Annotated in this window: 17 protein-coding genes and 2 pseudogenes; 11 read left to right on the forward strand and 8 right to left on the reverse strand. The window is 71.4% G+C overall.

All coding sequences use genetic code 11. The annotated features are described in order from the left end of the window. Positions 1-24 precede the first annotated feature (24 nt). Together HG542_RS25390 and HG542_RS25395 are read right to left on the reverse strand one after the other, a co-directional pair. Positions 25-1,392, reverse strand: a complete 1,368-nt coding sequence (locus HG542_RS25390) for an MFS transporter (protein WP_171085299.1) — start codon at positions 1,390-1,392, stop codon at positions 25-27. Beyond that, a complete protein-coding gene (locus HG542_RS25395; protein ID WP_171085301.1) occupies positions 1,389-2,414 on the reverse strand; it encodes a zinc-dependent alcohol dehydrogenase family protein in 1,026 nt (341 codons plus the stop codon). Before HG542_RS25395 ends, HG542_RS25390 begins: the two co-directional genes overlap by 4 nt. A 227-nt stretch (positions 2,415-2,641) precedes the next feature. Here HG542_RS25395 and HG542_RS25400 point away from each other — a divergent pair, with 227 nt between their 5' ends. From HG542_RS25400 to HG542_RS25410, 3 genes are all read left to right on the forward strand, one after another. Further along, positions 2,642-3,640 carry a LacI family DNA-binding transcriptional regulator gene (locus tag HG542_RS25400; protein WP_171085304.1) on the forward strand — a complete coding sequence of 333 codons (999 nt, stop codon included), beginning with the start codon at positions 2,642-2,644 and terminating at the stop codon, positions 3,638-3,640. Between the two features lie 70 nt (positions 3,641-3,710). Further along, a complete protein-coding gene (locus tag HG542_RS25405) occupies positions 3,711-4,673 on the forward strand; it encodes a carbohydrate kinase family protein (RefSeq protein ID WP_171085306.1) in 963 nt (320 codons plus the stop codon). An 18-nt stretch (positions 4,674-4,691) separates the two neighbouring features. Then, positions 4,692-5,006 carry a hypothetical protein gene (locus HG542_RS25410; RefSeq protein WP_171085308.1) on the forward strand — a complete coding sequence of 105 codons (315 nt, stop codon included), beginning with the start codon at positions 4,692-4,694 and terminating at the stop codon, positions 5,004-5,006. A gap of 37 nt (positions 5,007-5,043) precedes the next feature. Here the strand turns inward: HG542_RS25410 and HG542_RS25415 are convergent, their stop codons facing one another. Both HG542_RS25415 and HG542_RS25420 read right to left on the reverse strand, forming a co-directional pair. Continuing rightward, positions 5,044-5,631 (reverse strand): hypothetical protein, encoded by a 588-nt coding sequence (locus HG542_RS25415; RefSeq protein WP_255316186.1) that lies wholly within the window; start codon positions 5,629-5,631, stop codon positions 5,044-5,046. 101 nt (positions 5,632-5,732) lie between these two features. Beyond that, positions 5,733-6,209, reverse strand: a complete 477-nt coding sequence (locus HG542_RS25420; protein ID WP_171085312.1) for a nuclear transport factor 2 family protein — start codon at positions 6,207-6,209, stop codon at positions 5,733-5,735. Between the two features lie 479 nt (positions 6,210-6,688). Between HG542_RS25420 and HG542_RS35825 the strand changes: the two are divergent. From HG542_RS35825 to HG542_RS25450, 7 genes and pseudogenes are all read left to right on the forward strand, one after another. After that, positions 6,689-6,829: pseudogene (locus HG542_RS35825) on the forward strand (cupin domain-containing protein); the annotation flags it as partial. A gap of 9 nt (positions 6,830-6,838) precedes the next feature. Next, positions 6,839-7,200, forward strand: a pseudogene (locus HG542_RS35400) (hypothetical protein). Positions 7,201-7,597: 397 nt separating this feature from the next. After that, positions 7,598-11,107: a S8 family serine peptidase gene (locus HG542_RS25430; RefSeq protein WP_171085315.1), complete on the forward strand. Its 3,510-nt coding sequence runs from the start codon at positions 7,598-7,600 to the stop codon at positions 11,105-11,107. Positions 11,108-11,323: 216 nt separating this feature from the next. Next, positions 11,324-11,989: a hypothetical protein gene (locus HG542_RS25435; protein ID WP_171085317.1), complete on the forward strand. Its 666-nt coding sequence runs from the start codon at positions 11,324-11,326 to the stop codon at positions 11,987-11,989. Positions 11,990-12,302: 313 nt separating this feature from the next. After that, on the forward strand, positions 12,303-12,539 hold the full coding sequence (locus HG542_RS25440) for a hypothetical protein (protein ID WP_171085319.1): 237 nt from the start codon (positions 12,303-12,305) through the stop codon (positions 12,537-12,539). A 108-nt stretch (positions 12,540-12,647) separates the two neighbouring features. Then, on the forward strand, positions 12,648-13,748 hold the full coding sequence (locus tag HG542_RS25445; RefSeq protein ID WP_171085321.1) for a calcium:cation antiporter: 1,101 nt from the start codon (positions 12,648-12,650) through the stop codon (positions 13,746-13,748). Positions 13,749-13,853: 105 nt separating this feature from the next. Beyond that, a complete protein-coding gene (locus tag HG542_RS25450; RefSeq protein ID WP_171085324.1) occupies positions 13,854-14,477 on the forward strand; it encodes a LysE family translocator in 624 nt (207 codons plus the stop codon). Positions 14,478-14,502: 25 nt separating this feature from the next. On the opposite strand, the gene HG542_RS25455 is transcribed toward HG542_RS25450, so the two are convergent. From HG542_RS25455 to HG542_RS25470, 4 genes are all read right to left on the reverse strand, one after another. Beyond that, positions 14,503-16,446, reverse strand: coding sequence for a glycoside hydrolase family 9 protein (locus tag HG542_RS25455; RefSeq protein WP_171085326.1), 1,944 nt, complete (start codon positions 16,444-16,446; stop codon positions 14,503-14,505). A gap of 57 nt (positions 16,447-16,503) precedes the next feature. Beyond that, entirely contained in the window at positions 16,504-17,787 is a 1,284-nt protein-coding gene (locus HG542_RS25460; protein WP_171085328.1) for a sensor histidine kinase, read from the reverse strand. 62 nt (positions 17,788-17,849) lie between these two features. Further along, positions 17,850-18,524, reverse strand: coding sequence for a winged helix-turn-helix domain-containing protein (locus HG542_RS25465; RefSeq protein WP_171085330.1), 675 nt, complete (start codon positions 18,522-18,524; stop codon positions 17,850-17,852). 67 nt (positions 18,525-18,591) lie between these two features. Next, positions 18,592-19,029 carry a MarR family winged helix-turn-helix transcriptional regulator gene (locus HG542_RS25470; protein ID WP_218039076.1) on the reverse strand — a complete coding sequence of 146 codons (438 nt, stop codon included), beginning with the start codon at positions 19,027-19,029 and terminating at the stop codon, positions 18,592-18,594. A gap of 114 nt (positions 19,030-19,143) precedes the next feature. Here HG542_RS25470 and HG542_RS25475 point away from each other — a divergent pair, with 114 nt between their 5' ends. Beyond that, positions 19,144-20,142 (forward strand): esterase/lipase family protein, encoded by a 999-nt coding sequence (locus HG542_RS25475; protein ID WP_171085331.1) that lies wholly within the window; start codon positions 19,144-19,146, stop codon positions 20,140-20,142. Positions 20,143-20,163 lie beyond the last annotated feature (21 nt).

The following is a 20,163-nucleotide window of genomic DNA, read 5'->3' on the forward strand; positions in this document are numbered from 1 at the left end:
TCGGCGCGCGACTGGCCTCGGAGGTCAGCCCGATGTCGGGACCCCGGTGCTGTTCCGTTCCGTCTCCGGCCCGTTGCCCGTCCCGTTCCCCGTCCCGGACTCCGCCGGCAGACCGTCCCCGGGCGACGTGACGCACAGGCACAGCACCGCGTTGAGCAGGAGCAGGGCCGCGTAGATCCACACCAGGCCCCGGAATCCGAACGAGCCGTAGGAGAGCGTCCCGATCAGCGGGCCGACCGCGACGCTCAGGCCCGCGCCCAGCGTGTACACGCCCATGACCTGGCCCCGGCGCCCGGGCGCCTGGGCGACCATCATGGCGGGCAGCGGGACGTACCCGGCAAGTCCGGCCCCGTAGACGGCGACCGCGACCGCTGCGACGGGGAAGTTGTGACCCGCGGCGGCGGGCAGGTAGGAGCAGAGCAGGCAGCCGACGGCGCCGAGGACGCCGCCGAAGAGGGCGCAGGTCTTGCGTCCGCTCCAGTTGTCGCCGAGGACGCCGAAGACGAGGAGGGCGCCCAGGTTGGCGGTCATCATGACGACCAGCAGGGTGTTCCACTCCCCGTCGCCGAAGCCGAGGTCCCGGACGAAGAACGGCATGAAGACCCACATGCCGAAAGACGGCGTGGTGTTGATGAGCCGGATGACCAGACTGATGCCGATCTTCGGCTTCTCCACCAAGAGGCGGAAGGTGCCCGCCAGTTCGGCGCGTGCGCCGCGTCCGGGTGCGAGCCCGCTGAATCCGGTGCGCTCCTTGAGCAGCAGCAGGACGACGAGGGAACCTGCCACGGTCACGGCGAGGGAGAACCACAGCGTCCGGTAGAAGCCGAGCGTGGGCGTGACGGCGGCGAAGAGGAAGGAGCCGATGATCGGGTAGCCGGCGCTGTAGCAGAACCAGAACCAGCCGACCGCCTTGCTCCGGTGGTGCGGGGAGGCGACCGCCATGATCCAGGACAGGAAGCCGTAGGCGAAGAGCGGATAGCCGAAGCCCCGCAGCCCGTACGTGACCATGACGAGCCAGTAGCTGCCGGACGGCACGGCGACGGCCAGCATGAGGACGTGGAAGACGGCCCAGACCGCGGCACCCGCCGCCATCACGCGCCGTGGGCCCCACCGGTCGGACAGCAGGCCCGCGCCGAGGAACGAGGCGATCGCGGCGGTGACGCCGTAGACGGTGATGATGGCGCCTGCGCCGGTCGCCGAGAAGCCGAGGTCGGTGCCGAAGTACTTGGAGAGGTAACTGGTTTCGACGCCGTCGCCGATCATGAAGAGCAGCACTCCGGCGTAGCCCCAGGCGAGGGGCCGGGGTATGCCGAGCCGGTTGCCCGGGGTCGCGGGGTTCACCGGGTGCACCGGGTTCACCGGGTGCGTTCCCCCGCTCGCGCCGACGCTCATGCCCCCGTCCCTCCCGCCGCCCTCGTACCGGCCGCCGGCGAGATGTGGATCTTGCGGCCGGTGCCCGCGCGGAAGACGCCCACGGCTTCCTCGAAGCCGTCGAGACCGTGGACATGGCTGACCAGCGGGTCGAGGTCGAGCCCGGCGACGAGCAGGTCGATGGCGGGCCGGAAGCTGTTGTGCACCGCCATCGAACCGATGATGTCGATCTCGCGGTTGTAGACGGCGAACGGCGAGAAGGAGGCGGTGCGTGCCGGGTCGGCGACGCCGAACTGGAGGAACGTGCCGCCTTTGCGGACGTGTCCGAGGCCGTCTTCGATCGCGGCGATCACGCCGGTCGCGTCGATCACGACCTCGAAGCCCTGCGGGCGGCCGAGTTCGCCGGCGGTGCCGGCCACGGCGTCGGCGGCGAAGGACCGGGCGAAGGGGAGGCGGTCGGCGTTGGGGTCCACCATCGAGACGGAGGCGGCACCGGCGCCGCGGACGACGGCGGCCATCATCAGGCCCATGGTGCCCGCGCCGTAGACCAGGTAGTGCTCGCCGGGGCGGCGGGGCAGCCGGTTGAGGCCGTGGACCGCGCAGGAGAGCGGCTCGACCAGACCGGCTGCCGCGTCGGACAGGTTCTCGGGCAGGACATAGGCGGAGTGGGCGGGGACCGCGACGAGTTCCGCGAAGCCGCCGTCGCGGGTGACCCCGACGGCGCTGTAGTTGTCGCAGAGGTTGCCGCGGCCGATGCGGCAGTAATGGCAGGCGCCGCAGGGCAGGTTGGGGTCGACGGCGACGCGCGTGCCGGGGCGGGGCCCGGTGACACCGGGGCCGAGGGCCGCGACGCGGCCGGTGAGCTCGTGACCGGGGACCAACGGGTATGCGGCGGAGGGGAGTTCGCCGCCGAGGATGTGCATGTCCGTCCCGCACAGCCCGCACGAGGACACTTCGACGATCAGTTCGCCGGGGCCCGGGGCGGGGTCGGGGACTTCGGTCACCTCGTACCGGCCGGGGGCGGTGACGAGTACGGCTCGCATGGGCAGGCTCCTCACTTCGTCGTGCGGTGGCGGGACCGTATCCGCGACGTAAGCGTTTGCGCAAGCGTTTACGTCGCTGGGTGGGTGAGGTAACGTCAAGCAGTCCGGACGACACGGACGATGGATGGACGACGGACGACCGACGGACGGACTTCCGGCGGACGGACTTCCGGCGGGCACCGGACGCCGGGCGCCGGGCGGACGACTCACGGGGAGGCGCGGGGAACATGGCGACGATGGCGGATGTGGCCCGGCGCGCGGGCGTCTCCGTGGCCACGGTCTCCCACGTCCTCAACGACACCCGCCCCGTGCGCCCCGCCACGCGCGACGCCGTCCGCGCCGCCATCGACGAACTCGGCTACACGCACAACACCTTGGCCCGCGCGCTGGTGACCTCCCGCACCCGGTCGATCGGCCTCGCGGTCTCCGCGATCAGCAACCCCTACTTCACCGAGATCTTCCAGGGCGTCGAGGCGAGCACCCTGCAGGCCGGGTACAGCCTGCTGATCGCCGACCCCCACGACGACCCCGGGCACGAGCTCAAGGCGGTCCGGCTGCTGCACGAACGCCGCGTCGACGGCCTGATCGTCGCCCCCTCCCCCGCGCCGGGACCGATGCTCGGCTACCTGACGCAGGCGAAGGTGCCGGCCGTCTTCCTCGACCGCCTCGTCGGCGACGCGCACGACCAGGTGTGCGCGGAGAACGAGGAGCCCATGGCCCGCCTCGTCACCCACCTCGCGGACCAGGGCCACACCCGCATCGCCCTGGTGGCGGGCACGCCCGGACTCAGCACCACCACCGAGCGCATCGCCGGCTACCGCACGGGCCTGGGCCGGGCCGGACTGCCGTACGTGCCCGAGCTGGTCGTGGAGGGCAACTCCCAGGCGCAGGGCGCCGAGCAGGCCACCCGGCGCCTGCTCGGGCTCGGCGCCCCGCCCACCGCCCTGGTGACCGCGAACAACGCCATGACGATCGGCGCGCTCCAGGCCCTGCGGGCCGCACGCCTGTCCGTCCCCGGCGACATGGCGCTCGCCTGCTTCGACGACTTCTCCTGGGCCGACCTCTTCGAACCGCGGCTCACCGCCGTCGCCCAGCCCAGCCGCGACATCGGTGCCGCCGCCGTACGGCTCCTGCTGGACCGGCTCGACGCGCCCGGCCGCGCGCCCCGCACCGTCCGCCTGCCCTGCACCTTCATGCACCGCAGCTCCTGCGGATGCGCGGACTGACCGCGCCCCGACCTCCGGCTCGCCGCACCGCCGCCCCGCCGCCCACCGTCCCGAAAGGCCCCACGTCAGCATGATCATCGTCGCCGGGGAAGCCCTCATCGACCTCGTTCCCGCGTCGCCCGCATCCCCGGAACAGGACGGTCCCGTCGACGACCTCCCCGCCCTGCTGCCCAAGCGCGGCGGCGGCCCCTACAACACCGCCGTCGCCCTGGCCCGTCTCGGCACCCCCACCGCGTTCTGCTCCCGGCTGTCCACCGACCACTTCGGCCAGGCCCTGCTGAACGGCCTGACGGCGGACGGCGTGGACGTCTCCCTGCTGCAGCGCGGCCCCGAACCCACCACCCTGGCCGTGGCACACATCGGTGACGGCGGCTCGGCCGCGTACTCCTTCCACGTCGAGGGCACCGCGGACCGTCTGTTCACCGCCCCGGACACCCTGCCCGACGCGGCCCGCGCCGTCTCGTTCGGCACCTGCTCCCTGGTCCTGGAACCGGGGGCGAGCGCGTACGAGGCCCTGATGCGCCGGGCTTCCGCCCGCGGCCTGTTCACGGCCCTCGACCCGAACATCCGTCCCGGCCTCATCGCCGACGCGGACGCCTACCGGGCCCGCTTCCGCTCATGGCTCCCGCACATCACCCTCCTCAAACTCTCGGAGGAGGACGCGGCCTGGCTCGCGGGCCCGGGAGCCGACCCGATGCGCGCGGCCCGGGAGTGGCTGGCGGCAGGGCCCTACGCCGTCGTCCTCACGCGCGGGGGCGCGGGGTTGGCGGTCCTCACGCGCGACGGCGGCGAACTGTCCGTGGCCGGCGAGCGGGTGGCGGTCGTGGACACGATCGGTGCGGGAGACACGGTCAACGCTGCGCTGCTGCACCGGCTCGACAGTCATGGCGCCCTCACGGCGCGCCCCGACGTCGACGCCGGCCAGTGGCGCGACGTCCTGACCTTCGCGGCCCGCGCGGCGGCGCTCACATGCTCCCGGGCCGGGGCGCAGCCGCCGTACGCGGGCGAGCTCGCGGTGTCTTCTGCGGGTTGAGGGGCGGAAGGGACGAGCATGGCATTGCCCGGGAAGGGTTCACGGCGCATCGTCGTCGACGGCGTCACGTACCGGTGGGCGGTCCGTGGGCGGCCGACCTACGACCAGGGGTTGTGCTGGTCACCGCTGACATTTGCGGTCGAACACGCTGATTCCCCGGGCACCACGCTCGTCGTCCGGACCGGCCGGCCCCACCCCGGCAACTGGATGGGGCAGCCGACCGAGCCCGTTCTTCCCTCCGCCGTCGCCGACGCGATTCGCACCGCCCGGAGGGAAGGCTGGACACCCGAAGCCCCCGGGAGCCCGTTTCTGCTCGACCGGGCACGGGCGTGAGGAACCCATTCGCCGGCGCGGCTCCTGCCTCGGCAAGTTATTCGCTGAGCCCCACAACGCCCCACCCTCGTCGGGCGGCTTCGGTGAGGACTTCTCCCCACTGCGTCAGCAGACCCGTGAACTCGTCGAAGTCGCCGACCCACCCGTCGGATACCGCGGCGTGCTCGGCAAAAGGCCCTCGCATCCGGTCGAGGCGAGGCCGTATCCGGCCCCAGGCTGCGGCCAGTTCCCGCACGTTCTCCGATGGGCGCGCGAGCAGCACACCGTAGTCGTCCTCGCCGAAGAATCCCGTGTCGGTGTGCTCCGCTTCGCCGTCCAGCCCGCACCAGATCAACTCGCGCAGAAATGTATCCATTTCAGTCCGCATGCCCGGATCGACGTGGTCGCGGACGGCTTCCCATCGCTGCCCGGCCCAGAAGTGCGCTTTGAACGATCCGCAGGTGTGCAGGAACTCGTACACGGCGAAGAATGCGCCGTGGGGACCCTGCGGCCACACCCAACCGCTCTCGACGACCGGCGTATCGTGATCCCACAGCCCTGTCTCGTCGGCGTACCAGGCGTCCCTCAGCCGCGGCACCCGCTCGCGCGGCGGGACCTCGCCCAGCCACGAGCAGTCGGCGACCATCACGGTTATGTCCAGCCCCATGGCAGTGAGGCTACCGACACCACATCTGCATCTGCATCCGCCTCTGCGGCAGAGCCGGTTGGTTGTTCACACCGCTCCGCTCAAGGCCGGCCGGAGCCGGCCAGGCGTTCCGTCGGCCCGCCGAACGGCAGGACGAGAGTCCGCGTCGCCAGGAGCCAGGAGCCGTCGATCCGGCGAAACGTGTCCTCGTAGTGACCGATGTTCGCGGGCAACCGGGGCGGAATCAGCGCTCCGTCGGTATGGCCGTCGACCCGGTAGGTCGCGAAGTAGGTGGTCGCCTCCGCAGTGTCCGGTGAGTCGACGGTGACCAGGATGTTCGTGCACATCCGGCGGGACAGGCGATCCGCCGGCCGCGAGCCGAAATATGCGCGCAAGGCTTCCCGGCCTTCGACCCGGCGGCCGTCATACGGCCATTCCCAGACTCCGTCGGGAGTGAAGAGCTCGCACACCGTGCCCGGCTCACCGAGGTCGAGCCGACGCACGAACTCCAGGATCAAACGCTCGCAGGCACGTTCCGCGAGAAGACGCTCCATGGGGTCGAGACCGTGAGTAGTCATCCCCACTGCCTATCATCCGCGCCTGCACACCCACGACTTCTTTTCAACCCGGTCACGACAGTGCACGCATGACAGACCTTCGGCCCGATGCGGGCGTGGCAGCCCCGTCGAATACCGGTCATGTTCGCCCCGTCCGGCCCGCCGTCGATATGCCCTTGCAGGAGCGCACAGGCGCCACCTTGGGCGCGCACGACACTGCGGACACCGTTCGCATGGTCGGGTCGACGGAGCCCCCCTCCCGGGCCGCGGCGGCGAGGTTTTACCGAACGGTCGACCACCGGCATGCCGCCGTGTCATAACGTCACTGCATTCCTTGATCACAACTGCGGGCGTCCCCGGCGACTCATTCGGCCAGGCAGCCCGCCAGGAGGCATGCCGTGAACGCCGTCGGCATACCGAGCACAGCCGCCGAACTGCCCTGCGCCTGGAGCTCGCTCCTGCTCGGGCAGGTCGGTCGCACCGGAGTGAAGGTGCTGCGGATGGACGGACGCTCCTTGGAATCGGAATCCCATGACACAGCGGAAGCGTTGCTGGTCGTGGACGGGCAACTGCAGCTGCTGGCCGACGGCATCGAGATCGAAGTGCGCGCGGGAGAAATACACATAGTCGAGGCGGGGGTTGAGCATGCCCTGTGCCCCGGCAGCAGAGGTAGTGAAGATGATCAACATTGGGTGTTGAAGCTGTCAGCCCGTGATTTGGTGCATGCGGACCTGGCGTCGTGCGGGTGGGCAGGGTCCGACCACCACCTGGCCGGCGTCGCCCAGCAGTTGGAGCGTGTCCGGACCGGCGAGGTCGACTACCTTGCGGTCTGCCCTGCAACGGACATCCCTGTGGCGAAAGGCGGTGTCGACTACGGGCACGTGCGCTGTACGAAAGGCTGGGCTATGTCGCGTACGGCCGTCAGGCGGACTCGTGGGACGAGCAAGCCCCTGATGGGTCGTTGCGCCGCCACGAGACGATGTGCACGTTGATGCGGAAGGAACTCACGTAGGCCCAGCCACCTTCGTGGGTTCTCTCAGCGGACGCGGCATCCCAGGTCATGGTGTCGTCGGATCCGGATCATCGGCCCCGACGGCCGCGGCGAACTGCGCGCCATACCCCTCCCGTCCAGCCGGACAAGGCCGCCCGCCGCCGGTGGGACGTCTCCGAGGAGCTCACCGGCATCCGGTGAACCCGGCATCGTGCGGCGCGAGTTCGTATCGCAGTTGCTCGTGTGAACGGCCGGTCGGGGCACGTTCGCGCGGCGACCCCCTTGTCGGGACATCGGCGATGCGCTGAAATGCGTGAGCTTGTCGGGACGAGTGTTCCAGAAGCATGCACGCGTCCGACACCCGGACGCGTGGGCTCTGGCATGCCTCCTGATGTCTCATCCAGATGAAAGGATGTCGATGTTCAGCTGGCGGAAACCGCAGCTGGCAGGCGTCACCCTGGCCGCCGCGTCCATGGTCCTGACCTTCGGGACCACCGCGAACGGCGCCCAGTTGACGTCTGCCCCGAACGCCAAGGCGCTCTCGGGCGACGAAGCGCCTCAACCTGTGATCGTCGTCCTCAAGGACCAGCTCTCCAAGGCCCCGGCCGATGCGGGGCACTTGACCGCACGCAAGCAGGAGGCCGCCTCGGCACAGGCCCCGCTGCTGGCGAAGGTCAAGGCCGGCGGCGGCACGCACGTCAAGAGCTTCGTGGTCGGCAACGCCTTCTCCGCGACGGTCGGTCCGGCACTGCGCGCGGCGCTGGCGGCCGACCCCGCAGTCGCCTCGGTCGTCCCGGACGGGATGGTGAAGGTGACCCCGCCGAGCGCCACCGCACCGGGTGCCCCGGGCGCACCAGCCGCACCGGGCGGTGCCAAGGGGCCGAAGGCCGTTTCCCCCAAGGCCAAAGGCAACGCCAAAAGCGACGGCAACGCCAACGGTACGAATCCGTACGCGATATGCCCCAGCGACCCGGCCAAGCCGCTGCTGGAGCCCGAGGCGCTGTACTCGACGCACGTCGAGAGCACCCCCGGCAACCCCGGCGCCCACGAGATCGCCACCGGCAAGGGCGTCAAGGTCGCCTACATCGCGGACGGCCTGGACCCGGACAACCCGGACTTCATACGCCCCGACGGCTCGCACGCGATCGTTGATCACCAGGACTTCACGGGCGACGGCTGGGACGCACCGAGCGGTGGGGCGGAAGCCTTCGGCGACGCCTCCGCGATGGTCGCGCAGGGCCGGGAGAGCTACGACCTGTCGAAGTTCGTCAACCCCACCCACCCGCTGCCCGCGGGGTGCACCATCCGCATCAAGGGCTTCGCGCCCGACGCCTCACTGGTGGCGCTCAAGGCCGGCGGCCTCACCACGCTCCCCAACTCGGCGATTCTGCAGTCCATCGACTACGCCGTCTCGGTCGCCCACGTCGATGTGCTCAACGAGTCGTTCGGCAGCAACGTCACCCCGGACAGCGGTGCGCACGACACCATCACGCTGTTCAACGACCAGGCGGTCGCGGCCGGTGTGACGGTGACCGTCTCCAGCGGTGACGCCGGCATCAACGGCACGATCGGGACTCCGGCCACCGACCCGCAGGTGATCGCCACGGGCGCGTCGACGGACAACCAGAGCTATCTGCAAACCGGTTACGCGGCCTCGCAGTTCTCGAACGGCACCTGGGCGAACAACCGGATCTCCGCGCTGTCCTCCGGAGGCTTCACCCAGGCCGGCCGCACCGTGGACCTGGTCGCGCCCGGTGAGGCGGACTGGGCGCTGTGCTCGCCCAAGCTCAGTGTGTTCACCGAGTGCACCAACTACAACGGCACCGGCAGCTCCGTCCAGCCGTTCGGCGGCACCAGCCAGTCGGCCCCGCTGACCGCCGGGGCGGCGGCCCTGGTGATCCAGGCGTACCGGGACGGCCACCACGGCGAATCACCCGCTCCCGCGCTGGTCAAGAAGTTCCTCACCGGTACCGCCCAGGACCTCGGCCTGCCGGCCCAGGAGCAGGGTGCCGGTCTGCTGAACGTCCGCGCCGCGGTGGAGGCCGCCCGCGGCTACCACAGCTCCTCGGGTGCCGGGCAGAGCAACACCCTCGCCGTCACCACCGGCCAGCTGGACATCACCGGCACGCCGGGCTCCGGCCACACCGCCGAGGTCACCGTGGTCAACACCGGCCGCACCACCCAGACGGTGACCGGTGCCACCCGTACGTTCGCGCCGCTGGCGAACTCCCGGCAGACCGTGCCGCTGAACTCCTCCACCGACCCGAAGTTCGCCTATGCGACCAACGGTTCGCCCTGGGTGCACCACGAGGTGAAGTTCACCGTTCCGCAGGGCGCCGACCGGCTCGCCGCGTCGATCGCCTGGCAGGGCAAGCCGCAGAAGTCCGGGGCCGGCACCGTGACCCCGGTGGTCCGGATGACGCTGCTGGACCCGTCGGGCAGGCTGGAGACCAACACCCGCCCGCAAGGCGGCCCGGTCTCGGCCAACTTCGGCATCGTGGACGTACCGCACCCGGTCGCGGGCGAGTGGACGGCGGTCCTCTACACCCCCGAGGGCACCAACGGCTTCACCGGCCCGGTGCTGCTGGACACCGCCACCGAGCGCGCGGTACCGGACGGTCCCGTCAGCCCGAAGGTGACCAAGGTGGCGCCCGGGCACAGCGCCACGCTGCGCGTGCACCTCACCACCCCCGAGACCGGTGGCGACAGCGCCGAGTCGGTCACCGTGGCCGGGTCGAACGGCCGCACCACCAGCGTGCCGGTGATCCTGCGCAGCCTGGTCCCGCTCTCCGGCACGGGCGGCAGCTTCACCGGCACGATCACCGGCGGCAACGCCCGTGACGTCTCGCCCGCGCAGTCCTTCACCTACGCCTTCGACGTGACCGGCGGCCACCGGGACATCCGCGCCGGTGTGACGCTCAGCGACCCGAACGTGCTGGTGCAGGGCGCGCTGATCAGCCCCGACGGCACGCCGATCGACATCGAGAGCAATGCGCTGTTCAACGCCTCCGGTGCCCCCACGGGCACCACGAAGGGCGTGTCGGCCACCGCGATCCATCCGGTGCCCGGGCGCTGGCGGTTCGTGCTGAACGTCCTCAACCCGGTCAGCGGCGCCGAGCAGGCCCAGCCGTTCCACGGCACCGTCGGGCTCGACCAGGACCGGGCGACCGTCACCGGCCTGCCCCACAGCGCCGCCACCAGGCTGGCGGCCGACAAGCCCGTCACGCTCCAGGTGACGTACGCCAACAACACCGCGGCCACCCAGATGATCCACGCCGACGGCCGTCTCACCGACAAGATGGTGGACGTCCCGCTGGTGCCGCAGGGCACGTCGGCCACCGTCGCGCTGCCGCTGCACCCGAGCTCGGTCACCCCGGGCTTCCTGGTGCCGCCGGGCACCGACCGGCTGACCGCGGTCGCGGCCTCTTCGACGCCCGCGCAGCTGGAATTGAGCGGCACCGCCGGTTCGCCGGACGTCTTCGGTGATCTGAAGGAGGCGCAGGACGGTTCCGCCGTCTCGGTCGCCAAGGACTTCGGCAGCGCACGGCAGCCGGTGGTCCCGGGCTTCTGGAGCACCTACGTGCAGCAGATCGGCCCGTTCCCGGCCGCAGGCGCTCCCGCCGGCACGTCGACCATCACCGCCGACGCCCACACCCTGGCGTTCGACCCGTCGCTGACCTCCAGCACCAACGACCCGTTCGCGGCCGCGGTGACCACCTCGGCCCCGGCCCTCGCCCCGGTCACCGTCCAGCCGGGCGCCACCGGCTCGCTCCAGGTCACCATCACCCCGCACGGCGACAAGGGCAGCACCGTGCACGGCGTGCTGTACCTGGTGACCGCGCCGGGGGCGGTGACCACCGCCAACAACCAGATCGGCACGACCGGTTCGGTGCTGGCGGCGATCCCGTACAGCTACACGATCGGCTGACGCCCGCCGTTCCGAACCGGCCGAGGCCGCCCGGGATCGGGGCGGCCTCGGCTGATGCAGCGTCCGTCAGCCGCCGCCTTGGGCCGCCGCCCTGGCCGTGCGCACCGCGCGTCGTGCCTCGCGTGCCGGCCAGTCTCGGGGGAGGGCTGTTCCGGCAAGCCGGTCACCCCGTATTTGGTGTGCTTTACAACGGATCGTGACGTACGGTCCTGTCCCGTGAAGCACAGCATGAGGATCCACCGCGTACGGCTCGGCGCGGAGGAGTACCGCGTCCTCCGCCCCGACCGGCCCGCGCGCGGCGGCTACTTGCACGACCGCTGGTCGGCCGAGATGTATGCCGACCGCGAGGCGTCACGACAACTCGTCGCCGCATGGGGCCTCGCAGCCCGCTCACCGCGGTCGCTGGTGTATGTACCGATGCGGGGGAACCCCGCCCCGCAGGGCGTGACCCAGGAGGCAGCACCGCTGGACCTCGTCCTGGTGCACCACCGCTTGCAGTTCCCGGTATCCCGCTGGAAGGCCGTACGAGCCCGGCTCGGCACCGGACAGCCGCACACGGTGAAACTCCCGGAATCCGTTTTCAAGGACGGGCCCGCGCGTCGCTGCCCCTTTCACGGGACGGACGCCACGCGCCGCGACCATCTCCTCTTCGACCGGGCCGCCGACACACTCTTCGTCATCGGCAGCACCACGGCCTTCCGCGCGACGGCGGCCACGCTCCACGCCCTCGTGGCCGAGGAGACCGCCTTGCTGCGCGACGACGAAAACCACCACTTCTGCGTCGAATTGAGCTCGGGCCCCTGGCAGCGGCGCCGCACGCGCGGACGCGTGTCCGCGGGCCTGCACATCGAGTACCGCGCGGAGCGGGCTGCGGCTGCCTGATGTTCAGCTGTGCCGGCGCGTGCAGGCGGTGGTGTGGTGCTGCCGTCGACCCTGTAGGGGGCGTTCGCGGAGTCATGCGGCCGTCCCGGCCGGGCCAGTTGACGAAGCAGTGCCGCCAGTGCCGCCCCGGCTCCATCGCGGGAGACCGTCCAGGGCCAGGAGCCGCCGAGCGACACGTGCATCCCGCTCACCGGGGGCGCGGTGAAGTTCTCCGACGACACCACCGACACCGCCTTCCTCCACGCGAGCGGATCATGCAGCGGGCAATGGGGCGAACTCGTCGGCACCGGCGGCTCATGGGACGCGCTCACGGGTGCCCAGGCCCTGGCCGTCCGGTTCCGGCGTCGCCCGCGAAACCCGGCCCGGAGCCACCGCCGCGACCGCCCACAAGTGGTGGACCTGGCCCGATCTGAAGGTCGGTGACTGCCACCAGACCGGCGGCCGGCTCCGCCTCTACGCCGACGGCAAGCTCACCTTCAGCTCCGGCGGCCGCACCCTGTTCACGACCGGCACCTTCGAGCCCAGCTCTACTCCGCCACCGTCAATGTGACCCAGTGGGCCTCGTGCTGAGCTGAGCCGCCCGGACCGGGTCGCCCTCCGGGCAGGCGGCTGCCCGGAGGAGCGGCCCTTCGCAAGGGCGATATGCGACGCTTGCTGCATGAATGCTCAGTTCCGCTCATTTGTCATGCAGTGGCCGGTCTACGTGCCGGTGGTGGCGGCCGTCGACCTGGCATTGACCTGGGGGCAGTCGTTGTCGGCGGGGCTGGTGGTGCTGGTGGGGTGCGGGCTGGCGGGAGCCGTGCTGTCCGCCGTGCACCACGCCGAAGTGATCGCACACCGGGTCGGCGAACCGTTCGGGTCCCTCGTCCTGGCGCTCGCGGTGACCGTCATCGAGGTCGCCCTGATCGTGACACTCATGGCCGACGGCGGCGACAAGAGCAGCACCCTGGCCCGTGACACCGTCTTCGCCGCCGTGATGATCACCTGCAACGGCATCGTCGGACTGTGCCTGCTGGTGGGCTCGCTGCGCCGGCGCGTCGCCGTCTTCAACCCCGAGGGCACGGGAGCCGCCTTCGGGGCGGTGGCGACGCTGGCGGGTCTGAGCCTGGTCCTGCCGACGTTCACCACCACCACCCCGGGGCCGCGCTTCTCCCCTCCCCAGCTCGTCTTCGCCGCGCTGGCCGCGCTGGTCGTGTACGGGCTGTTCGTGGCGACGCAGACCGTGCGGCACCGCGACTACTTCCTGCCGGTGACCACCGAGGGCGAGGTCATCGACACCGACGACCATGCCGAACCGCCCTCGGCACGGGCCGCCCTCGGGAGTCTGGGCCTGCTCTTCGTCGCACTGGTCGCCGTGGTCGGCCTGGCCAAGGTCGTCTCGCCCACGATCGAGTCGGCGGTGTCGGCGGCGGGGCTGCCCGCCTCGATCGTCGGCGTCGTCATCGCGCTGATGGTCCTGCTGCCCGAGTCGATCGCCGCCGTCCGGGCCGCACGCGGCGACCGCGTACAGACCAGCCTCAACCTGGCGCTGGGCTCGGCCATGGCGAGCATCGGACTGACCATTCCGGCCGTCGCCGTGGCCTCGGTCTGGCTCGACGGCCCGCTCCTCCTCGGACTGGGCGCAACGCACATGGTCCTGCTGACCCTCACGGTCGTCGTCGGCACCCTGACCGTGATCCCGGGCCGGGCCACGCCGCTGCAGGGCGGCGTACATCTCTCGCTCCTCGGGGCCTACATCGTGCTCGCCGTCAGTCCGTGAAGCACGGCCGGCCCGGACCCGGGCTCTGCTTTCAGCGTTGCTTCATCCCACGTTGAAGAATCGCGCGCTGGTGCTGAACGACCGGAGCAGCCGATGCTGCTTGGCATGATCAGCACGCAGGCACTGACGGGCATCGCACTCGTGGCGTTCGGGATGGTGCTGTCCCCCGGACCCAACATGTTCTACCTCGTGTCGAGATCGGTGACCCAGGGGCGACGGGCAGGTCTGATATCGCTTCTCGGCGTCGCCACCGGGTTCCTCTGCTACCTGCTGGCCGCAACTGCCGGTCTCGCCACGCTCATCACCGTCGTGCCCGCCCTCTACACCACCCTCAAACTGGCCGGGGCCGCGTACCTGGCCTGGCTGGCGTGGTGCGCCCTCAAGCCGGGCGGCACGTCCGTCTTCGCCCCGCAGCCACTGCCGCCCGACCCGCCCCGCAAGCTGTTCACCATGGGGCTGGTCACCAACCTCCTCAACCCCAAGATCGCGGTCCTGTACGTCTCGATACTCCCGCAGTTCGTCGACCCGGGACGGGGTTCCGTGCCGGCGCAGAGCCTGGAACTGGGGCTGGTCCAGATCGCGATCGCCGTCACCGTCAACGGGCTGATCGCCCTCACCGCCGGAACCATCGCCGGTTTCCTGCAGGAACGCCCGGCCTGGCTGCGCACCCAGCGCACCGTCATGGGCCTGGTGCTCGCGGGAGTTGCGCTGCGCGTCGCCACCGCGTGAGCGCACCGGGCCTGCCCCCGCCGGTTCAGCTCGCGGTCAGGGCGAAGGCCAGCAGGGCCACCGACGTGAAATCCAGCGCGGGTTCGGCCGTCTGCCAGGCGTCCATCCGGTCGCGGTAGCCGGCGCCCCTGCCGTCGAAGTCACGCCAGGAGGCGCCGCCCGGAGGGTTCGCCACGCACTTCCTCATCGTGGGGAAGGTGTTCAGGCTGTCCGGATCGTCCAGGTCCTTCGCGGAGTTGGGGCCGTTGACCACGGCCCCGCGCAGGATGGCACCCGTGCCGTCGAGGCTTCCCGCGAGGTTCGCGACCTGGTGCGAGGGACAGTGCGGGAAGGTCTCGCCCGCACCCACCATGAAGGACGTTCCCCAGGGGTTGGCCCCCAGTGCCCAGCCGCGCTGCCGGGCCGCGAAGGCGTCGTAGCGGTGGTCGCCGGTGGCCTTCGCATAGAGCCTGGCGGTGGCGACGAGCCCGAAGGTGTGGGGCACGGCGTCGGCCTCGCTGTAGACCGCGCCCGCCGTGAAGGGGTCCTTCGCCGCGCGTGCCATGCCCTCGTCGAGCTGGCGGCGCAGGTCCGCGCGCAGTGCGTCGGGGGAAATGCCGGGTGTGCCGGAGCCGTTGAGGGCGGTGAGCAGGTCGGTGTGGGCCAGGGCGCTGACGTCCGCGACGCCCAGGGTGCCCTTGTCGTCGGAGTCCAGGTAGGCCTTGGCCCAGCCGGCGGCCTGCCGGCGCCACGCGTCGGCGCGGTCGTCGCCGAGGGCCTGTGCCGCCAGGGCGAGTTCGGTGGCGCCGAACTCCATGTCGTCCTGCCAGACTTCCTCGGGGTAGAAGGCGTGCGGGAACACGGTGACCAGGGTGCCGGAGGGCGCGGTGTCGGCGTGCTCGTAGACGGCTGCGGCCTTCGCCAGCCAGGTTCTGGCGGCGCCGGGGTCGTCGTGCGCCGTCTGCTGTGCGGCGAGGGCGAAGACGGCTGCCATTCTTCCGGCGAGGTTGGGGCTGATGGGGGCGCCGGGCTCGGCGGCGCGGAAGACGGGGCGGTCCTTGATGGTGCGGTCCGGGTGGCCGGGCGGGACGTCGAGCGCGTCGTCGGCCTCGGGCAGGCGCCAGACGTCGTGGTCGGTACGGACGGTGTCGTTCCCGGCCCCGATGCCGACCTGCGCGTAGAGCGTGCCCGTGCTGCCGTCCCACATCCTGTCCAGCCAGGCCAGCCCGTGCCGGGTCTCGGCGGACAGCCCCGCCGCCCCGGGCATCGAACGCCGGGCCAGGAGGAGTTCGGCGACGGAGTAGGAGGTGGTGTGGGTGAACTTCAGGAAGTCCCCGGCGTCGAAGAAGCCTCCCGAGACGTCGACTTGGCCACCGACGGGGGTGAGCCGTTCGTCGAGGAGCTTCTTGCCCGACCGGTCGTAGTGCGGGGCGGCGTGGACCGTGGCCCGGCGGTCGGCCAGGTGGGACGGCTTGCGGGAGAGGATGTCCGCGGGCACGTCGGCGCCGTCGCGCTGCGCCCGGAAGAACCGGACGTTGTCCTGGACCAGCGGGGTCATCAGGTCGCGGGCGGCGGCGATCGTGAAGGCGGGCGAGCTTCCGGATGCCGTGCCGGTCAGCTCGATGCGGTAGGTGCCGGGGGTGTCGACGGCCGAGAGGTCCACGGTGCGCACGCTGGTGTAGGTGCGGTTCCAGCGCCCGGTCCGCGGGCCGAGGGGGCCGGTGCGGACGGTGCGGCCGTGTGCGTCGACGAGCTTGAACCCGGCACCGTCCAGGTCCTGTTCGGGACCCATGACGAAGGCCTGTTTGGCCTCGTCCACGGCGTAGCCGGCCTGGTCGACGCGGACGACCGCGGGCGGCCCGTCCGCCGCGGGCGCCGAGCCGCGGGCGGGCAGTGCGTACGTCACGGCGCCTGCTGCGACGGCGGCGGCCACGGCGAGGACGACCGTGCGCGGGCGGGGGCGTGAACGGGGACGGGAGCGTGCAGTCATGCGCTCACCTTGGCGAACGCTTCATGAGATGAAGATGAGGCGGGAGGACGACCGTGGTCATCCGGCGCGCTTCTCCTCGTGCGGCGGCAGCCGCAGTTCGGCGAGCAGGCCGCCGCCGGGGGCGTCCGAGAGGCGGGCGGTGCCGCCGTGCAGCTGTGCGACCCAGCGGACGATGGCCAGGCCCGTACCCGTACCGGATCCGCCGCCGTCGCCGCTGACGCCGCGGTGGAAGACCTTGTCCCGGTCCTGGAGCGGCACGCCCGGGCCGTGGTCGCGGACGGCGACCAGGCCTCGGGCGACGGTCACCTCGACGCGGGGCTCCGTGCCGCCGTGCCGCAGAGCGTTCTCGACGAGGTTGCGCACGGCCTGGGCCAGCAGCTCCGGGTCGCCGCGTACGACCGCCGGTTCGGTGTGGACGGTGACTCCTGTGCGGTCGGGCAGTTCGTCGACGGTCAGCTCGACGACCTGGTCCAGCCGCAGCGGTGTGAGCTCGGCCTCCTGGATGCCGGCCTCCACCCGTGCCCGGGCCAGCAGCCCCGTCACGAGCCGGCTCAGCCGGTCGACGAGGCCGAGTGCCGTGCCCAGCGCGGCCGGTGCGCGGTCCGGGGCCGTGGTGCCCTGCTCCACCACCAGGCGCAGTGTGGCCAGCGGGGTCCGCAGTTCGTGGGCGGCCTCGGCGAGGAACTGCTCCTGCCGGTCCAGCCCTTGCAGGGCGGGCCGCATCGCGCGCCGGGACAGCAGGTGCCCGGCCGTCGCCGCGACGGCGACCAGGGCGGCGCAGCCGAGCGCGAGTCGTTGGACGAGCGCGTGGTGGGCGTGCTCCTGCCGGGCGGGGTCCAGGCCGACGAGGACGGCGGCGTCGATGCGTTGGTCCCAGACCGGGGAGACCGCCCAGCGCAGACGCCGGCCGTCGTCGGCCTGTGCGGTGAAACGGATGACGGTTTCCTGGTCCGTCAGCAGCCGCTGCCAGATCCTGCCGAGGTCGGCCCGGTCGGGCAAGGCCGCCCTGTCCCCGGCTGCGACGCGGGCGTCGGGGGCCCCTCCTGTGCCCCGGCGGAGAATGGTGACCGACTCGACGCCTTCGGTGAGTTCGTCCTCGCGCAGCGGTTCGAGGTGTACGGTTCCGGCTTCGGACCAGACCGCGCGGGACAGGCCGATCGCGCGGACACCGGCCTCGTGGTCCAGGGCGGCGTTGCGGGAGTCGGCGTCGAGCCGGACGGCGAACGTCGCGAGGGCCACCAGGCACAGGGCGGTGGTCGCGGCGAACAGCAGCGTGGTCACCCAGCGGCTGCGGTGCAGTTGTGTCGCGGCGCGGGACGCCTTGCGCGGTATCAGTGGCATCGGCGGTATCAGCGGTATTCGGGGTCGCGATGGTCTTGGTGGTCTCGGTGGCCTCGATGGCATCAGCCGTCCGCCTCCGGGGCCGCGAGGCGGTAACCGGCGCCGCGTACGGTCTCGATCAGCCGGGGCTCGCCGAGGCGGCGGCGCAGCTGGCCGATGAGGACGTCCACGACGTTGGACATCGGCTCGCTCGACTCGTCCCAGCAGCGCTCGATCAGCTCGGTGCGGGTCACCACTTCGCCGACGCGCAGCATCAGCACCTCCAGGACGGCGAACTCCTTGGCGGTGAGGCTCAGCAGCGTTCCGGCCCGGCGTACTCGGCGCCGCGGGAGGTCGAGTTCCAGGTCCGAGGTCCGCAGCAGCGGCGGGCGGCTGGGCTGGCCTCGTCGGCACAAGGTCCGTACGCGGGCGGCCAGTTCGGCGAAGGCAAAGGGTTTGACGAGGTAGTCGTCGGCACCGTGCTCGAAGCCCGCGACCCGGTCGTCGATCGAGTCCAGGGCCGTGAGCAGCAGGACGGGCAGCGTGGAGCCGCGGGCGCGCAGGGCGCCGAGGAGCGCGAGGGCGTCGCCGTCGGGCACCATGCGGTCGGCGACCACGCAGTCGTAGGTGTTGACGGCGAGTTTGAGGTCGGCGTCGGCGAGGGTGGGGGCGAGGTCCGCGGCGAAGCCGGCGTCCCGCAGGCCGGTGGTGAGGACGGGGCCCAGCTCGGGGTCGTCCTCGATGATCAGGACGCGCATGAGGGGAACCCCTGGGACCGGGCGGGCTGCCAAGGGGACGGGCCGGCGGGGCCGGGTGGGGATGTGCTCATACGGACGCCTTGGTCAGGGCCTGGAGGACGGCGTGGAAACCGGCCACTTCGGCGGCGGAGAGCCTGCCCAGGGCGCGGTGCTCCAGGTCGGCCAGGGTCTGCTGGACGGTGTCGGCGGCCAGCCGGCCGTCGGGCGTCAACTCGATCAGCACGGAGCGCCGGTCCCCGGCACGGGTGCCGCGGGTGATGTGGCCGCGCCGCTCCAGACGGTCCAGCACGCCGGTCAGGGTGGTGGGCCGGGTGCCGACGGCGGCACCGAGCTCGGAGACGGTACGGCCGCGCCCGTCGGCGAGGTTGGCGAGGGCGTTGATCTCGGAGGCGGTCAGATCGAGATCGACGAGCTCGGCGGCGATCAGCTGAAGCGTGGCATGCGTCGCACGCTGCAGCGCGAGCAGCGCGGACCGCTGCTCCGACGGAACGGGTTCGGATTTCACGGTTTCGGATAGTACGGTTTCGTAGCCCCCGTCCAGGCGCTGCGGCATCACTCACAAGACGTTGCTCTCCTACAAGTAGACCTGCACTGCGGCCACTTGTGTTAAGTCACTCTCATGCGTCCCAGAGGGAAGTGGCGCAGGCCACACAGGTTCGTCCCGTCGGCCCTGATCATGGCGACGGCCGCGATGCTGGCCTTCACCTCGACGACAGCGGCATCGGCATCCGCATCGGCATCCGCATCGCCCGAGACGGGTCCCGTACAGAACAACTGGACGACGGCCTTCTTGTATTCGGTGGCTCATCCCCAGGCGGTTCCGGCCGGTGTCAACGAGCCCGGCTGCCGCCCCGGCAAGACCCGCCCGAGGCCGGTCGTGCTGGTGAACGGCACGCTGGAGAACTCGTACGCGAACTGGTCACGGCTTGCACCGCAACTGCACAAGGACGGTTACTGCGTCTTCGGTTTCGACTACGGCGGCACGGACGGCAGCCCCTTCCAGCAGCTCGGGCCGATGCGCACCTCGGGCCTCCAACTCTCCGCCTTCGTCGACAAGGTGCTCGCGACGACCGGCGCCTCGCGAGTGGACCTGGTCGGCCACTCCCAGGGAGGGCTGCTCCCCCTCTACTACATCAACCGTCTGGGCGGCGAGACCAAGGTGGGCCGCATGGTCGGCATCGAGCCCGCCAGCCGGGGCGTGCACCTGTACGGCCTGCTCCCTCTGGTCGCCAGGATCCCCGGGATGCCGAACGTCGTGCGACTGGACTGCGCGGCGTGCGTGGACTTCACCGCCGGCTCGTCCTTCATGCGCGAGACCGCGGAAGGCGGCTACACCCGGCCCGCCGTGGAGTACACCACCATCATCTCCCGCACCGACGGATTGATCTCCACGTCCGAGGCCCGGCTCCCGGCCGCGCCCGGTGTCACCAACGTCGTGACACAGGACGTGTGCTCGCTCGACTTCACCGACCACGTGAACGCCGTCTACGACGACATCACCCTGCGCATCGTCCGCAACGCCCTCGACCCGGCCCACGCGGTGAAACCCGGTTGTCACGCCGTGCCGCCGCTTCTGCCGCCGCAGAGTCAGGAGCTCCCTCGGTCAGGGCCGCAGTGATGGGGCCGTCCGCCGCGAGTA

The organism is Streptomyces morookaense (assembly GCF_013030945.1).
Lineage (GTDB): Bacteria > Actinomycetota > Actinomycetes > Streptomycetales > Streptomycetaceae > Streptomyces > Streptomyces morookaensis.

What these genes read in the sequence shown, in the direction of transcription:
- HG542_RS25390 (WP_171085299.1), bottom strand. Translation starts at nt 1,392, where the DNA reads ATGAGCGTCGGCGCGAGCGGGGGAACGCACCCGGTGAACCCGGTGCAC.
- HG542_RS25395 (WP_171085301.1), bottom strand. Translation starts at nt 2,414, where the DNA reads ATGCGAGCCGTACTCGTCACCGCCCCCGGCCGGTACGAGGTGACCGAA.
- HG542_RS25400 (WP_171085304.1), top strand. Translation starts at nt 2,642, where the DNA reads ATGGCGACGATGGCGGATGTGGCCCGGCGCGCGGGCGTCTCCGTGGCC.
- HG542_RS25405 (WP_171085306.1), top strand. Translation starts at nt 3,711, where the DNA reads ATGATCATCGTCGCCGGGGAAGCCCTCATCGACCTCGTTCCCGCGTCG.
- HG542_RS25410 (WP_171085308.1), top strand. Translation starts at nt 4,692, where the DNA reads ATGGCATTGCCCGGGAAGGGTTCACGGCGCATCGTCGTCGACGGCGTC.
- HG542_RS25415 (WP_255316186.1), bottom strand. Translation starts at nt 5,631, where the DNA reads ATGGTCGCCGACTGCTCGTGGCTGGGCGAGGTCCCGCCGCGCGAGCGG.
- HG542_RS25420 (WP_171085312.1), bottom strand. Translation starts at nt 6,209, where the DNA reads ATGACTACTCACGGTCTCGACCCCATGGAGCGTCTTCTCGCGGAACGT.
- HG542_RS25430 (WP_171085315.1), top strand. Translation starts at nt 7,598, where the DNA reads ATGTTCAGCTGGCGGAAACCGCAGCTGGCAGGCGTCACCCTGGCCGCC.
- HG542_RS25445 (WP_171085321.1), top strand. Translation starts at nt 12,648, where the DNA reads ATGAATGCTCAGTTCCGCTCATTTGTCATGCAGTGGCCGGTCTACGTG.
- HG542_RS25450 (WP_171085324.1), top strand. Translation starts at nt 13,854, where the DNA reads ATGATCAGCACGCAGGCACTGACGGGCATCGCACTCGTGGCGTTCGGG.
- HG542_RS25455 (WP_171085326.1), bottom strand. Translation starts at nt 16,446, where the DNA reads ATGACTGCACGCTCCCGTCCCCGTTCACGCCCCCGCCCGCGCACGGTC.
- HG542_RS25460 (WP_171085328.1), bottom strand. Translation starts at nt 17,787, where the DNA reads ATGCCACTGATACCGCGCAAGGCGTCCCGCGCCGCGACACAACTGCAC.
- HG542_RS25465 (WP_171085330.1), bottom strand. Translation starts at nt 18,524, where the DNA reads ATGCGCGTCCTGATCATCGAGGACGACCCCGAGCTGGGCCCCGTCCTC.
- HG542_RS25475 (WP_171085331.1), top strand. Translation starts at nt 19,144, where the DNA reads ATGCGTCCCAGAGGGAAGTGGCGCAGGCCACACAGGTTCGTCCCGTCG.